Genomic DNA, 14,472 nt, shown 5'->3' on the forward strand with positions numbered 1-14,472 from the left:
TCAGCGCTATACTGCACTTACATTCCATTGCTGCCCGCAGTTACCAGGTTTTACCAATGTTAAACTGGAACTGCTCGGCTTTGTCTCCCTCGTACTTTTTAAACGGTTGGGCGTAGGAGAAGACCAACGGCCCCAACGGCGACATCCACTGTACCGCGATACCGGCGGACATACGGATGTTGCTCGGATCACCATAATCCGGATAACCCGCGTAAGCGCTCGAATCCCAGTGAGTATCCCACACGGTACCCATATCCCAGAAGAAGGAGGTACGGACCGAGTTAGCATACTTATCGCTGATAAACGGCGTCGGCGTAATCAGCTCCAGGCTGGCAACGGCCATGGCGTTACCGCCCACTGCATCATCCGATTTACACGGAGCAGATTCGGTGCTCTTACAGTTACTGTCATAGTTATCATCGCCATCGTGGCGATTGCTGGCCGGGAAATAAACCGCTTTCGGACCAATGGTGTTCGACTGGAACCCGCGCACGGTGCTTGAACCACCGGCATAGAAGTTCTCGTAGAATGGCATCTCTTTGCCACCAATGCCGTCGCCATAACCGAAGCGAGTACGTCCCAGAACGACCCACTTGTGATCGTTATCGATCGGTACGTAGGTCGCCGTATCCAGCGTGGCTTTGTAGTATTCGTTATCTGAACCTGGAATAGTCACTTTACCATTCAGGTTGACACGCGAACCTTCCGTCGGGAAGAAGCCACGGTCGAGCTTGTTATAAGTCCAACCATAGTTGAAGGTGAAGTCGTTGGCACTGAATGAGTTTTTATCATCGGTATTTTCCGGATATTGACCCATTGAGTTCAGATAACGCCACATCGACACCTGCGGCTGCATGTTGGACAGGGAGTTATGTACATAACCTAAGCCCGCACGCAGCGTGTTGTATTCGTTGATCGGGAAGCCCAGCGTAACGTCCGTACCATAGCTTTTGTTGGTATAGTCAGACAGATCCGCGTCGTTCGCATCGAAGTCGTTATAGAAAATACGACCACCGAGGCTCACGCCATCCACGGTGAAATACGGGTTGGTGACCGACAGTTCAGTATAGGTCTGGTAGTCGTTTTTGGTGCCGTTAATTCCAACGGAATAGCCGGTACCCAACCAGTTGTCCTGCTGAACGCCAGCCTGGAAGCTTACGCCACTTTCCGTACCGTAACCGATACCAAAGTTGAAGCTACCGGTGTTACGTTCTTTGACTTTATAGACAACGTCGACCTGATCCGGGCTGCCCGGTATGCGCTGCGTATCGGTATCAACCGTTTCGAAATAGCCTAAACGGTTCAGACGATCTTTACCCTGGTCAACCAGGTCGCTGCCCAACCATGCCCCTTCCATCTGACGCATTTCACGGCGCAGGACGGAGTCTTTTGAGGTGTCGTTGCCTTCGAAGCGAATTTTACGCACGTAGTAACGGTTGCCCGCATCGACGTTGACGTGCAGCTTCACGGTCTTATCGGTATCGTTAATTTCCGGCTGGGACTGAACGCGCGGATAGGCGTAGCCGTAGCGACCGAGGAGTTTCTTAATATCATTCTCCATTTTGGTCACTTTGGCGCCGTTATACAGCTCGCCCGGTTCCACTTTGGTCAACGCTTCGATTTCTGCCGAATGCCCTGCCAGGTCGCCCGTCACCTGAACACCGGAAAGCTTGTACTGCTCGCCTTCAGTAATGTTCACGGTGATGTAGATGCCTTTTTTATCTGGCGTCAGGCTCACCTGGGTGGAGTCGATGTTGAAACGTGCGTAGCCGCGATCCAGATAGTAGCTACGCAGGGTTTCGAGATCCCCGGCCAGCTTCTGCTTCTGGTATTTGCGATCGCCGACAACGTTCCACCACGGCACTTCATCGCGCAGCTGGAATGTTGAGATGAGTTCATCGGTGCTGAACGCATGGTTACCGACAATGTTAATCTGCTGGATTTTCGCCGAGACGCCTTCCTGGAATACCAGTTTCAGGTCAACACGGTTACGCGGCAGCGGTGTCACGACAGCTTTTACACTGGCGCTGTACTTACCGACGCTGTAATAGAAATCTTCCAGCCCTTTCTCGATATCAGCGAGGGTCGTGCGGTCAAGGGACTCCCCAACGCGAACGCCGGATGCCTCAAGGTTTTGCTTGAGCATGTCATCCTTCACCGACTTGTTACCGGAGAAAGTGATGCTGGCAATCGTTGGGCGCTCTTTCACCTGCACCAACAGGGTATCACCATCGCGCAGGACGCGGACGTCCTCAAAGTTGCCAGTGGCAAACAGTGCACGAATGGTGTTACTGATATCATCATCGGTTACCGTATCGCCAGGACGCACTGGCATACTGAGGAGGGCCGCACCAACAGCGACACGCTGCAAGCCTTCGAAATGAATATCCTTCACTACGAACCCGTCAGCACCGTATACGGTTGCGCTGCTAAACAGCAGCGACGCTATGAGCAACTTTTTCATCGCCATCGTTATTATGCGTTCTTCCTAACAAACTCTCTTACAACCGAGAGAAATCATTGAAAAGTGCAAGCCCCATTAACAACACCAGCAGTATTGAGCCAATGCGATAACTAAAGTCTTGAACTCGCTCGGATACCGGCCCGCCCTTCAGCTTTTCAATCGCCAAAAACAGCAGGTGCCCCCCGTCCAGGACGGGAAGCGGGAACAGATTGATTATTCCGAGGTTCACGCTAATCAGCGCAAGGAACATCAGATAATAAATCAATCCAAACTCCGCTGACATTCCAGCCCCCTGGGCGATAGAAATCGGCCCGCTGAGGTTGTTCAGTTTGACATCACCGGTTATCAATTTTCCCAGCATCCTGACGGTTAATGACATCAGTTGCCAGGTTTTATCCGTGGCTTCAGCAATGGCGGCAAACGGCCCATACTGACGCACTGTCTTATATTCATCAGGCAGCGGGATGACCTTTGGTACAACCCCTGCAAACCCTTCAGCTTTACCTTTACTGGACTTCGTATCTGGGGTCAGCGTAACAGACAAGGGGCTACCCTGTCGCTCGATGTCCAGAACCAGCGCTTTACCCGGATTATCACGCACCAGATTCACAAACGTCATCCACTGCGTTAGCGGTTGACCATCGACTTTAACGATCCTGTCGCCCGCTTGCAAACCGGCCTTCTGTGCCGCCGAATTCGATTGTACCTCAGCCAGCACGGTGTCAATCTGCGCGCTGCGGGGCTGAATACCCAGCGATGTCACCGGATCTTGTTTATCCGGCTCGAACGCCCAGTGCCGCAGATCGAGGATTTTATCCTGGCGCTGACTTGTCCCGAAAGGGGCGACCGTAACTATTGTTTGCTCGTCGCCAATCTTCGTGACCAGCGCCATTCGCACTGCATCCCAATCAGGCGTTTCGATGCCATCTATCGCTTTAAGTTCCGTTCCTTTTGCAATTTGTGCGTGTGCGGCAATCGAGTCGGGCACTATTTCGCCAACAACCGGACGCACGCCAGGGACACCGATAATAAAGACCAGCCAGTAGGCAAAGATGGCAAAAATGAAGTTCGCGATCGGGCCCGCGGCAATCACAGCCGCGCGCTGACCAACGGTTTTATTATTGAAAGCGTAGTGGCGCATCTCCGGTGCTACCGGTTCGACGCGCTCATCAAGCATTTTGACATAGCCGCCGAGAGGAATAAGCGCGATGACGAATTCCGTGCCCTGCTTGTCAAAACGTCGCCATAGTGCTTTCCCAAAGCCGATAGAAAAGCGTTCAACGCGAACACCGCAGCGACGAGCCACCCAGAAATGACCAAACTCATGCACGGTGATCAATACGCCCAGCGCAATGATAAAGGCAGCCAAATTCCAGAGTACGCTTAGCATAAAACCTTCCGTCAAATCGTCCTGAAGACCAACAATAGCAGACAGGCGAACACCGGTACCGCCGCCGTCAGGCTATCGATACGATCCAGTATTCCACCGTGCCCGGGAATCAGATGACCGCTATCCTTAATGCCGGCCTCTCGCTTAAACATACTCTCAGTTAGATCGCCAAGCACCGATGCCAGCGCCGCAACGACGGAACACACCAACAATACTGTCGGGGTAACATTCAGATTCGCCCACAGGCCGTAGGCCCAGGAGATGACCGCCGCCGTCACCAGACCACCAAAGAATCCTTGCCAGGTTTTACCCGGTGAAACTTTCGGTGCCAGCTTATGCTTGCCGAACATCTTACCAAACATATAGGCGCCGGAATCCGCACCCCAGACCAGAATCATCACGTACAGCAGCCACAGCGCGCCGCTGTAATGGTTATCCGCATAATGCCAGGCGCGAAGCGCCAGCATGCCCCAAAAGAACGGGACGATTGTCAGAACGCCAAAAATCAGGCGCAATGCTTTAGAGTTGCGCCAGAAAGCGGCAGACGCCGGGTAAGAAAGCACCAGCAGCAGCGCCACAATCCACCAGCCAAACGACGCCCACAGCGAACCCTCAACCAGCGGTTGATGAACGTCATAGTGGTATTCAGGCATCAGGAAAAGCATCAATGCCAGCAGCAGGCCGCAGAGCAGTGCCAGCCAGATGCGTTGTGAAGTTGAAGTGAAACCGCTAAATTGCCCCCACTCCCACGCAGCGAGCATACAAACAACCAGCGTGACGATGGCAAAACCCGCAGGCGGCAACAGAAAAAGCGCCGCAATGACTACGGGAATTAAAACGAAAGCCGATATCAGGCGATACTTCAGCAAAAGTGACCCCCATCAGGCATGATTGCCACCCGGCTCAGTGCCGCCGAAACGACGCTCTCGATTAACAAAGGCATGGAGTGCACCTTCAAAGTCCTGTTCAGCAAAATCGGGCCAAAGAACATCGGTAAAGTAAAGTTCGGCATAAGCAATTTGCCAAATCAAAAAATTACTAATGCGATGCTCTCCCCCGGTCCTAATAACTAAATCTACAGGTGCCAGTTCATGCATACAGACCTGCTGACTCAGCATGTCTTCCGTGATCTGTTCGGGCTGAAGTAACCCGTTCTTAACCTGTTCGGCCAGATTGCGGACACCCTGAATAATATCCCAGCGTCCACCATAGTTCGCCGCAATATTCAGCGTTAAGCCTGTGTTGTTCTCCGTCAGCGCTTCCGCTTTGCGTATACGCTCCTGCAGACGGGCATTAAAACGCGTCGTCTCACCGATAATCCGCAGGCGAACGTTATGCCGATGCAGGCTTTTCACTTCGCTATCCAGCGCCCAAACGAACAGCTCCATCAAGGCGCTGACTTCCTGCGCAGGACGGTTCCAGTTTTCGCTGCTGAATGCGTATAGCGTCAACGCTTCAATACCATTGTTCGCCGCGAAGGAAACTGCGCGACGAACCGATTTCGCCCCGGCTTTATGGCCGAATGCGCGAATTTTTCCTTGCTGTTTCGCCCAACGACCGTTGCCGTCCATAATAATGGCGACATGGCGGCAGCCATGCGCAGGCGACATTTCGCTGACAGTGTGATTAGCAGACAACATAACGCGTTTTAAGTCCATAATAAGGATTAGCCAAGCCACTAAACGCGAGCAACCGGTCAGCGCTGTATACGCATTTTTATCCAGTGCCGAAGCTACAGCTAATCGCAGAGAACAACCAAAAGCTTTACGCAAAAAAGCCGTGTTTTTCCACGGCCACCACAATCTTTTACAACAAAATTCAACGATTGGGTGGCGCAGACTATATCACTGAAGCCCAGCGCCCACAAATATCACAACGTGTCGCGGGGTTCAGCCCCGCGTTGCCAGATGTTTTATCTGCTTGTGCGCAACATCCCTGGCCTGAGCGTCAATAACCAGCACTTCATCAATGCTTTGCGGTTCATCGAGCGCCAGCTGATCCAGTACCGCCAGGTTGACTGCCGCAATGTCGGTAAAACGAATTTCCTCCGCCAGGAAGGCCGCCACTGAAATTTCGTTTGCCGCATTCAGCGCCGTTGTCGCCGCCTGACCGTGATCAGATGCGTCCATTGCCAGCTTCAGGCACGGATAGCGCCCGTAGTCCGGCGCGGAAAAGCTCAGGTGGCTCAACTGACAGAAGTCTAACGCCTCAACGCCGGATTTCAGGCGGTCTGGCCAGCCCATCGTGTGGGCGATAGGCGTGCGCATGTCCGGTTCACCAAGCTGCGCAATGACGCTGCCGTCAAGGTAGCGCACCATAGAGTGGATGACGGACTGCGGATGGATCAGCACTTCCATCTGCCGGGCTGAAGCATTGAACAGCCAGCGGGCTTCGATATATTCCAGCCCCTTATTCATCATCGTGGCGGAATCAACAGAGATTTTGCGTCCCATTGACCAGTTCGGATGACGACAGGCCTGATCCGGCGTCATCGCCGCCAGCTCCGCAATCGCCGTTTCCCGGAAAGGACCACCGGAACCGGTCAGCAGAATCGACGAAACGCCATTCTGCGTTAAGTCAGCGTATCCAAGATTATGCTGCACCGTTACAGGCATACTCTGAAAAATCGCGTTATGTTCGCTGTCCACGGGCAGCAGGTGCGCGCCATGCTGCTGTACAGCATCCATAAACAGGCGCCCGCAGGTGACCAGTGACTCTTTGTTCGCCAGCAGCACCGTTTTACCGGCGCGAATTGCCGCCAGCGTCGGCACCAGCCCCGCAGCGCCGACGATCGCCGCCATCACCTGGTCAACGTCATCCAGCGCGGCTACGTCAGCAGCGGCCTGTTGGCCACTCAATACCTCGGTACGGCTTGCGTGTTCACGCAGCCTGATGCGCAACGCTTCGGCGCTTTTCACATCGTCCATAACCGCATAGCGGGGGGAGAATTCCAGACATTGTTCAACCATGCGGTCGACATTTTTCCCCGCAACCAGCGCGGCGATGGAAAAGCGATCAGGGTTATGGCGCACCACATCCAGCGTGCTGCAGCCAATTGAACCGGTCGAACCGAGAACGGTTAATTGCTTCATGAGATGTCCAGAAGAATGAAGACAGGATAAAAAGAAAAACGCCGTCAGCAAGCCCTTGCGCTTCAATGGCCAGGGAGCGGTTCGGCGACATATCGCCTTCGGCAAACATGCCAAAGGCCACGAGGCCGACCGTTTAACACAGTCCCGGAAATTGAGCGTTCGGTCTTCTGTACGGCGTTTCAGACTTTACGCCAGCAGCCCATCAATATTAGTGGGCTGCGGACGTATCGGCAGTGAATCAGAACTGCATCAGTTCCGCTTCTTTATCTGCCAGCGCCGCATCCACTTTCTTAATGGCGGCGTCAGTCATTTTCTGCACGTCGTCCTGAGAACGGCGATCGTCATCTTCGCTGATCTCTTTGTCTTTCAGCAGCGCTTTTACTTTGTCGTTAGCATCGCGACGCACGTTACGTACTGATACACGAGCCTGTTCGGCTTCAGCACGCACGATCTTGGTCAGATCTTTACGACGTTCTTCGGTCAGCGGCGGCAGCGGAACGCGGATATCGGTACCCGCAGAGCTCGGGTTCAGACCGAGATCGGAGGCCATAATCGCTTTCTCAACGGCCGGGCTCAATGAACGATCGAACACGTTGATTTTCAGAGTACGGGAGTCTTCTACCGTTACGCTTGCCAGCTGACGCAGAGGCGTCGGCGTGCCGTAATATTCCACGACAATGCCATCCAGCAGGCTGGGAGAAGCACGACCCGTGCGTATTTTGCTGATTTGGGTTTTGAACGCTTCGACGCATTTTTCCATGCGTACTTCAGCATCTTTTCTGATATCGCTAATCACGTTACGAATCCTTGAAAACTTGTCTCAGACAGACCAGACGGTCGCTCACCGCAAAAGTGAGCTAAGTATAGTCAGGTTTAATGCAAATCACCGGGCAACAAGCCCGCGAAAGTAAGGCGGAATATTACCCGGATTTGGCGCTGACGGGAATTATTCCGTAATCAATGTGCCTTCTTTTTCGCCCATCACGACGCGACGCAGTGCGCCGGGTTTGTTCATGTTGAATACGCGAATCGGCAATTTATGGTCACGCGCCAGGGTAAAGGCGGCCAGATCCATGACTTTCAGTTCTTTATCGAGTACTTCGCTGTAGGTCAGCTGATCGTACATGGTGGCAGACGGATCTTTAGCCGGGTCAGCGGTAAACACGCCGTCGACTTTGGTGGCTTTCAGCACCACATCGGCTTCAATTTCAATACCGCGCAGGCAGGCTGCGGAGTCGGTCGTAAAGAACGGGTTACCGGTACCTGCGGCAAGAATCACGACGCGATTGTTACGCAGCAGGCTGATCGCTTCCGCCCAGCTGTAGTTATCACACACGCCATTCAGCGGAATCGCTGACATCAGGCGAGCGTTCACATAGGCGCGATGCAGAGAGTCACGCATTGCAAGGCCGTTCATCACCGTTGCCAGCATGCCCATGTGGTCGCCCACAACGCGGTTCATACCCGCTTTCGCCAGCCCAGCACCACGGAACAGGTTACCGCCACCAATCACTACGCCAACCTGAATACCCAGTTCAACCAGTTCTTTGATTTCCTGAGCCATACGGTCAAGTATGCTTGCATCAATACCGAAGCCTTCTGAACCCTGCAGAGCTTCGCCACTTAACTTAAGCAGAATACGTTTGTAGACGGGTTTTGCATTGGTAGCCATGTTTCTTTCCTGAGACTGTCAACGAGTGAAATGAAGTAATTCTGGCGACATTGTATGTCGCTTTTCAGCGCAGCCACTATAAGCAGCGAGCTGAATTTACAAAATGGGCACAAAAAGAAGCCGCCCTAAGGCGGCTCCTTTTGAAAATTAAGACTGCTTGGACATCGCAGCAACTTCTGCTGCAAAGTCAGTCTCAACTTTCTCAATGCCTTCACCCACTTCAAAGCGGATGAAGCCAGTAACGTCGGCGTTGTGCTCTTTCAGCAGCTGAGCAACAGATTTGCTCGGGTCCATCACGAAAGGCTGGCCAGTCAGAGAAACTTCGCCGGTGAATTTCTTCATGCGGCCTTCAACCATTTTCTCTGCGATTTCTTTCGGCTTACCAGACTGCATCGCGATGTCCAGCTGAACCTGGTACTCTTTCTCAACAACTTCAGCAGAAACATCTTCCGGCTTAACAAATTCCGGCTTGCTTGCAGCGATGTGCATGGCCAGCTGTTTAACCAGTTCCTGATCAGCGCCTTTAGCCGCAACCAGAACACCGATACGTGCGCCGTGCTGGTATGAACCCAGAACATCACCTTCCAGAGCAGCAACACGACGGATGTTGATGTTCTCACCGATTTTAGCAACCAGCGCAACACGTTCTTCTTCGAACTGTGCTTTCAGAACTTCAACGTCAGTGATTTTGCCAGCCACTGCAGCGTCCAGTACTTTATTAGCAAATGCCTGGAAACCACCATCTTTAGCAACGAAGTCAGTCTGGCAGTTAACTTCCAGAATGATGCCGTAGTTGCCGTCGATCTTCGTGATGATTACGCCGTCAGCAGCAACGTTACCTGCTTTTTTCGCCGCTTTGATCGCGCCGGATTTACGCATGTTTTCGATTGCCAGCTCGATGTCGCCGTTCGCTTCGGTCAGCGCTTTTTTGCAATCCATCATGCCTGCGCCAGTACGTTCGCGCAGCTCTTTTACCAGGGATGCGGTAATTTCAGCCATTCTTTAATCCTCGGGGAGAGATGACCTGCCTGGTTCCAGGAACCAAACAGGTTTAAAAGTGAAAAAGGGGCCAAATATAGGCCCCTATTTATACACGGTACTAAATAAGGGCCAGGACCTTATTATTCAGCTTCTACGAAGCTTTCTTCCGCCTGAGAAGCCAGATCCTGAGAACGACCTTCACGCACGGTTGCAGCTACAGCGCCCAGGTACAGGCTAACAGCGCGGATTGCGTCGTCGTTACCCGGGATAACGAAGTCTACGCCGTCCGGATCGGAGTTAGTATCAACGATAGCAAATACCGGGATACCCAGGTTGTTTGCTTCTTTGATAGCGATGTGCTCGTGGTCAGCGTCGATAACAAACAGTGCGTCCGGCAGGCCGCCCATGTCTTTGATACCGCCCAGGCTGTTTTCCAGCTTGGCCAGCTCACGAGTGCGCATCAGCGCTTCTTTCTTGGTCAGCTTCTCGAAAGTACCGTCCTGGGACTGAGTTTCCAGGTCTTTCAGACGTTTGATGGACTGACGAACGGTTTTCCAGTTAGTCAGCATGCCGCCCAACCAGCGATGGTTCACGAAGAACTGGTCGCAGCTGTTAGCAGCTTCTTTTACCGCTTCGCTTGCAGCGCGTTTAGTACCAACGATCAGGATCTTGCCTTTACGAGCAGAGATCTTGTTCAGTTCAGCCAGAGCTTCATTGAACATCGGTACAGTTTTCTCAAGGTTGATGATGTGAACTTTGTTACGCGCGCCGAAGATGAAAGGCTTCATTTTCGGGTTCCAGTAACGGGTCTGGTGACCAAAGTGAACACCAGCCTTGAGCATGTCGCGCATGGAAACAGTTGCCATGTTTAAAACCTCTATAGATAAAAGTTGGGGTTATGCCTCCACGTATCCCATATTACCGACCCCAAAGGGCACCCCGGAATATGTGTCGATACGTGTGTGTTATTTACACAAAGTGAGATTTGTCGCTTCAGTCCATCCTGTGTAGTACGAAATGGAACGGAAGTCCGGCGCGCTTTATACCACAAAATCCGATCGGAAACCAACTCTTGTTGACGCAGAGTGCTGTTAATGATTCTCAATTTGGCACCAGGACACCCGGACTGTTAACATTGACAGGACTTACTCTATTATTGTCGAAAAAATCGACACAGCTGGACACAATCCATGGCTATATCTATTAAAACACCTGAAGACATCGAAAAAATGCGCGTAGCCGGCCGCCTGGCCGCTGAAGTGCTGGAAATGATCGAACCCTACGTTAAACCGGGCGTCAGCACCGGCGAACTGGACCGCATCTGCAACGATTATATCGTTAACGAACAGAAAGCGATCTCCGCCTGCCTCGGCTATCACGGCTACCCAAAATCCGTGTGCATCTCGATTAACGAAGTCGTCTGTCACGGTATTCCTGACGACGAAAAACTGCTGAAAGACGGCGATATCGTCAACATTGATGTGACGGTTATTAAGGATGATTTCCACGGCGATACCTCGAAGATGTTTATTGTCGGTAAGCCGACGATCCTCGGCGAGCGCCTGTGCCGCATCACGCAGGAAAGCCTGTATCTGGCTCTGAAAATGGTTAAACCAGGGATCAACCTGCGTGCTATCGGCGCGGCAATCCAGAAATTTGTTGAAGCAGAAGGTTTCTCGGTCGTGCGCGAATACTGCGGTCACGGGATTGGCCGTGGCTTCCATGAAGAGCCACAGGTGCTGCACTACGACTCACCTGAAACCAACGTGGTGCTCAAGCCGGGGATGACCTTTACCATCGAGCCGATGGTCAATGCCGGTAAGAAAGAGATCCGCAGCATGAAAGACGGCTGGACGGTGAAAACCAAAGACCGGAGCTTGTCTGCACAGTATGAGCATACTATTGTGGTGACAGAGAACGGCTGTGAGATTCTGACGTTACGCAAGGATGACACCATCCCGGCGATAATCTCGCACGACGCATAACGAAAAGCCGGCGCCCGCCGGCTTTTTTTATGACGGGCGTCCTGCCCGTCACCCTACGGGCCGCCGCAAGCGACGTTAAAAATCGTTCCCGGTGATTTTTTATGACGGGCGTCCTGCCCGTCACCCTATGGGCCGCCGCAAGCGACGTTAAAAATCGCTCCCGGCGATTTTTTATGGGCGATAGTTTTTTCATATGGTGACGCGATGAGCAACTCTTTACCTGATACTGTCTCCCCTGCCCTCTCCGGCCAGCCTGAGAATCCAGGTAGCTGGCCGCAGGGTGATCTGAACTGCGCCGCTATAAAGGCGCATCTGGATATTTTCCAGCGTTGGCTCGGAGAAGCCTTTGATAGCGGCATTTCCGCCGAACTGCTGATTGAAGCCCGCACCGAGTTTATTGATCAGCTGCTTCAGCGCCTGTGGATTGATTACGGCTTTGGTTCGGTCGGCGACCTGGCGCTGGTCGCGGTTGGCGGATACGGTCGCGGCGAGCTCCATCCGCTCTCCGACGTCGACCTGTTGATTCTCAGCCGCAAAAAACTCTCCGATGAGCAGGCGCAGAAGGTTGGTGAACTGCTGACGCTCCTGTGGGATATCAAGCTTGAGGTCGGCCACAGCGTACGCACCCTCGAAGAGTGCCTGCTGGAAGGATTATCCGACCTCAGCGTCGCGACCAACCTGATTGAATCTCGCCTGCTGATTGGCGACGTTGCGCTGTTTCTTGAACTGCAAAAACATATCTTCAGCGATGGATTCTGGCCTTCCGAGAAGTTCTTTGCCGCCAAGGTAGAAGAGCAGCATATTCGCCATCAGCGCTACCACGGCACCAGCTATAACCTCGAACCGGACGTGAAAAGCAGCCCCGGCGGCCTGCGCGATATCCACACTTTGCAGTGGGTCGCTCGCCGCCACTTTGGCGCCACCTCACTGGATGAAATGGTTGGCTTTGGCTTCCTCACCGAGGCTGAACGTAACGAACTCAACGAATGCCTCCACCAGCTGTGGCGAATTCGCTTTGCGCTGCATCTGGAGTTGAACCGCTACGACAACCGACTGCTGTTCGACCGCCAGTTCAGCGTCGCTCGCCGTCTGCGCTACGAAGGCGAAGGAAATCAGCCTATCGAGTACATGATGAAGGATTTCTTCCGCGTCACCCGGCGGGTCAGCGAGCTAAACCATATGCTGCTCCAGCTGTTTGATGAAGCGATCCTCGCCCTTACGGAAGATGAAAAGCCACGGCCCATCGACGATGATTTTCAGCTGCGCGGCACGCTGATTGACCTGCGCGACGACACGCTGTTTATCCGCGAGCCGCAGGCAATTCTACGCATGTTCTATATTATGGTGCGTAACAGCAATATCACCGGCATCTACTCCACAACGCTGCGCCATCTGCGCCACGCGCGCCGCCATCTGACGCAACCGTTGTGCTATATCCCGGAAGCAAGGACGATTTTCCTCAGCATGTTGCGCCACCAGGGCGCGGTCAGCCGCGGACTGCTGCCGATGCACCGCCATAGCGTACTGTGGGCCTATATGCCGCAGTGGTCACATATCGTGGGTCAGATGCAGTTCGACCTGTTTCATGCCTATACGGTCGATGAACATACGATCCGTGTGTTGCTGAAGCTGGAAAGTTTTGCCAAAGAAGAGACCCGCGCCCGTCACCCGCTGTGCGTAGAGCTGTGGCCCCGTCTGACTCACCCGGAGCTGATTCTGATTGCCGCCCTGTTCCATGACATTGCCAAAGGCCGCGGCGGCGATCATTCGGTTCTGGGTGCCCAGGACGTATTGAAATTCGCTGAGCTGCACGGACTGAATTCACGGGAAACTCAGCTTGTGGCCTGGCTGGTACGCCATCATCTGCTGATGTCAGTCACCGCCCAGCGTCGTGATATTCAGGATCCGGAAGTTATCAAGCAGTTCGCAGAAGAAGTTCAAACTGAAAACCGCCTGCGTTACCTGGTCTGTCTGACCGTCGCCGATATCTGCGCGACCAACGAAACCTTATGGAACAGCTGGAAGCAGAGCCTGCTGCGCGAGCTCTATTTCGCCACCGAAAAACAGCTGCGCCGCGGTATGCAAAGCACGCCGGATATGCGCGAGCGGGTGCGCCATCATCAGCTGCAGGCGCTGGCGCTCCTGCGGATGGAAAACATTAATGAAGAGGCGCTGCATCAAATCTGGAATCGCTGTCGCGCTAACTACTTTGTGCGCCATACGCCAAACCAGCTCGCCTGGCATGCCAGTAATTTACTCAAGCACGATCTCAGCAAGCCGATGATCCTCCTCAGCTCCCAGGCCACGCGTGGCGGAACGGAAATTTTTATCTGGAGCCCGGACCGTCCTTATTTGTTTGCTGCCGTCTGCGGAGAACTCGATCGTCGCAACCTTAGCGTTCACGATGCTCAGGTCTTCACCACTCGCGACGGAATGGCGATGGATACCTTTATTGTTCTGGAGCCGGACGGCAGCCCGCTTTCTGCCGATCGCCATGAGATGATCCGTCTCGGCCTGGAGCAGACCATCACTCAGCGCAGCTGGCAGCCACCGGCACCGCGCCGTCAGGCGGCGAAGCTTCGCCATTTCTCCGTCGCCACCGAGGTTAATTTCCTGCCGACGCACACCGACAGAAAATCGTTTCTCGAACTGATTGCGCTCGATCAGCCAGGCCTGCTGGCTCGCGTTGGCCAGGTGTTCGCCGACCTCAATATTTCGCTCCACGGAGCGAGAATTACGACAATTGGTGAGCGAGTAGAAGATTTATTTATAATCGCGACGGCGGACCGGCGTGGGCTTAATAATGCGCTACAACAAGAAGTACAACAACGGTTGACAGAGGCCCTCAATCCAAACGATAAAGGGTGACGAACTTTTAATGTGTAAAG

The 14,472-nt window shown here is 53.4% G+C and carries 11 protein-coding genes; 2 read left to right on the plus strand and 9 right to left on the minus strand.

What is annotated here, in order from left to right:
* Positions 1–40 precede the first annotated feature (40 nt).
* From bamA to rpsB, 9 genes are all read right to left on the minus strand, one after another.
* A complete protein-coding gene (bamA, locus tag ACMYSK_RS14650) occupies positions 41–2,470 on the minus strand; it encodes an outer membrane protein assembly factor BamA (protein WP_434636336.1) in 2,430 nt (809 codons plus the stop codon).
* A 31-nt stretch (positions 2,471–2,501) separates the two neighbouring features.
* Entirely contained in the window at positions 2,502–3,854 is a 1,353-nt protein-coding gene (gene rseP, locus ACMYSK_RS14655; protein ID WP_434636338.1) for a sigma E protease regulator RseP, read from the minus strand.
* Positions 3,855–3,865: 11 nt separating this feature from the next.
* Positions 3,866–4,723 carry a phosphatidate cytidylyltransferase gene (cdsA, locus tag ACMYSK_RS14660; protein ID WP_434636339.1) on the minus strand — a complete coding sequence of 286 codons (858 nt, stop codon included), beginning with the start codon at positions 4,721–4,723 and terminating at the stop codon, positions 3,866–3,868.
* Between the two features lie 12 nt (positions 4,724–4,735).
* Complete coding sequence (gene ispU / locus ACMYSK_RS14665) at positions 4,736–5,494, minus strand: (2E,6E)-farnesyl-diphosphate-specific ditrans,polycis-undecaprenyl-diphosphate synthase (RefSeq protein ID WP_434644131.1); 759 nt, start codon at positions 5,492–5,494, stop codon at positions 4,736–4,738.
* Positions 5,495–5,743: 249 nt separating this feature from the next.
* Complete coding sequence (ispC, locus tag ACMYSK_RS14670; protein WP_434636341.1) at positions 5,744–6,946, minus strand: 1-deoxy-D-xylulose-5-phosphate reductoisomerase; 1,203 nt, start codon at positions 6,944–6,946, stop codon at positions 5,744–5,746.
* A gap of 238 nt (positions 6,947–7,184) precedes the next feature.
* Entirely contained in the window at positions 7,185–7,742 is a 558-nt protein-coding gene (gene frr, locus ACMYSK_RS14675; RefSeq protein WP_434636343.1) for a ribosome recycling factor, read from the minus strand.
* Between the two features lie 150 nt (positions 7,743–7,892).
* Complete coding sequence (gene pyrH / locus ACMYSK_RS14680; RefSeq protein WP_110272468.1) at positions 7,893–8,618, minus strand: UMP kinase; 726 nt, start codon at positions 8,616–8,618, stop codon at positions 7,893–7,895.
* Between the two features lie 147 nt (positions 8,619–8,765).
* Positions 8,766–9,617, minus strand: a complete 852-nt coding sequence (gene tsf, locus ACMYSK_RS14685) for a translation elongation factor Ts (RefSeq protein ID WP_434636345.1) — start codon at positions 9,615–9,617, stop codon at positions 8,766–8,768.
* A 122-nt stretch (positions 9,618–9,739) separates the two neighbouring features.
* Positions 9,740–10,465, minus strand: coding sequence for a 30S ribosomal protein S2 (gene rpsB / locus ACMYSK_RS14690; protein ID WP_434636347.1), 726 nt, complete (start codon positions 10,463–10,465; stop codon positions 9,740–9,742).
* Positions 10,466–10,789: 324 nt separating this feature from the next.
* On the opposite strand from rpsB, the gene map reads away from it, so the two are divergent.
* Positions 10,790–11,584: a type I methionyl aminopeptidase gene (map, locus tag ACMYSK_RS14695; protein WP_434636350.1), complete on the plus strand. Its 795-nt coding sequence runs from the start codon at positions 10,790–10,792 to the stop codon at positions 11,582–11,584.
* Between the two features lie 204 nt (positions 11,585–11,788).
* Positions 11,789–14,452, plus strand: coding sequence for a bifunctional uridylyltransferase/uridylyl-removing protein GlnD (gene glnD, locus ACMYSK_RS14700; RefSeq protein ID WP_434636352.1), 2,664 nt, complete (start codon positions 11,789–11,791; stop codon positions 14,450–14,452).
* The last annotated feature ends 20 nt before the right edge of the window (positions 14,453–14,472 follow it).

The organism is Klebsiella sp. I138 (assembly GCF_051131765.1).
GTDB lineage: Bacteria > Pseudomonadota > Gammaproteobacteria > Enterobacterales > Enterobacteriaceae > Klebsiella.

Coding starts and splice junctions, on each gene's coding strand:
- ispC (WP_434636341.1), bottom strand. CDS start 6,946: ATGAAGCAATTAACCGTTCTCGGTTCGACCGGTTCAATTGGCTGCAGC.
- pyrH (WP_110272468.1), bottom strand. CDS start 8,618: ATGGCTACCAATGCAAAACCCGTCTACAAACGTATTCTGCTTAAGTTA.
- glnD (WP_434636352.1), top strand. CDS start 11,789: ATGAGCAACTCTTTACCTGATACTGTCTCCCCTGCCCTCTCCGGCCAG.
- rseP (WP_434636338.1), bottom strand. CDS start 3,854: ATGCTAAGCGTACTCTGGAATTTGGCTGCCTTTATCATTGCGCTGGGC.
- ispU (WP_434644131.1), bottom strand. CDS start 5,494: ATGTTGTCTGCTAATCACACTGTCAGCGAAATGTCGCCTGCGCATGGC.
- bamA (WP_434636336.1), bottom strand. CDS start 2,470: ATGGCGATGAAAAAGTTGCTCATAGCGTCGCTGCTGTTTAGCAGCGCA.
- map (WP_434636350.1), top strand. CDS start 10,790: ATGGCTATATCTATTAAAACACCTGAAGACATCGAAAAAATGCGCGTA.
- rpsB (WP_434636347.1), bottom strand. CDS start 10,465: ATGGCAACTGTTTCCATGCGCGACATGCTCAAGGCTGGTGTTCACTTT.
- tsf (WP_434636345.1), bottom strand. CDS start 9,617: ATGGCTGAAATTACCGCATCCCTGGTAAAAGAGCTGCGCGAACGTACT.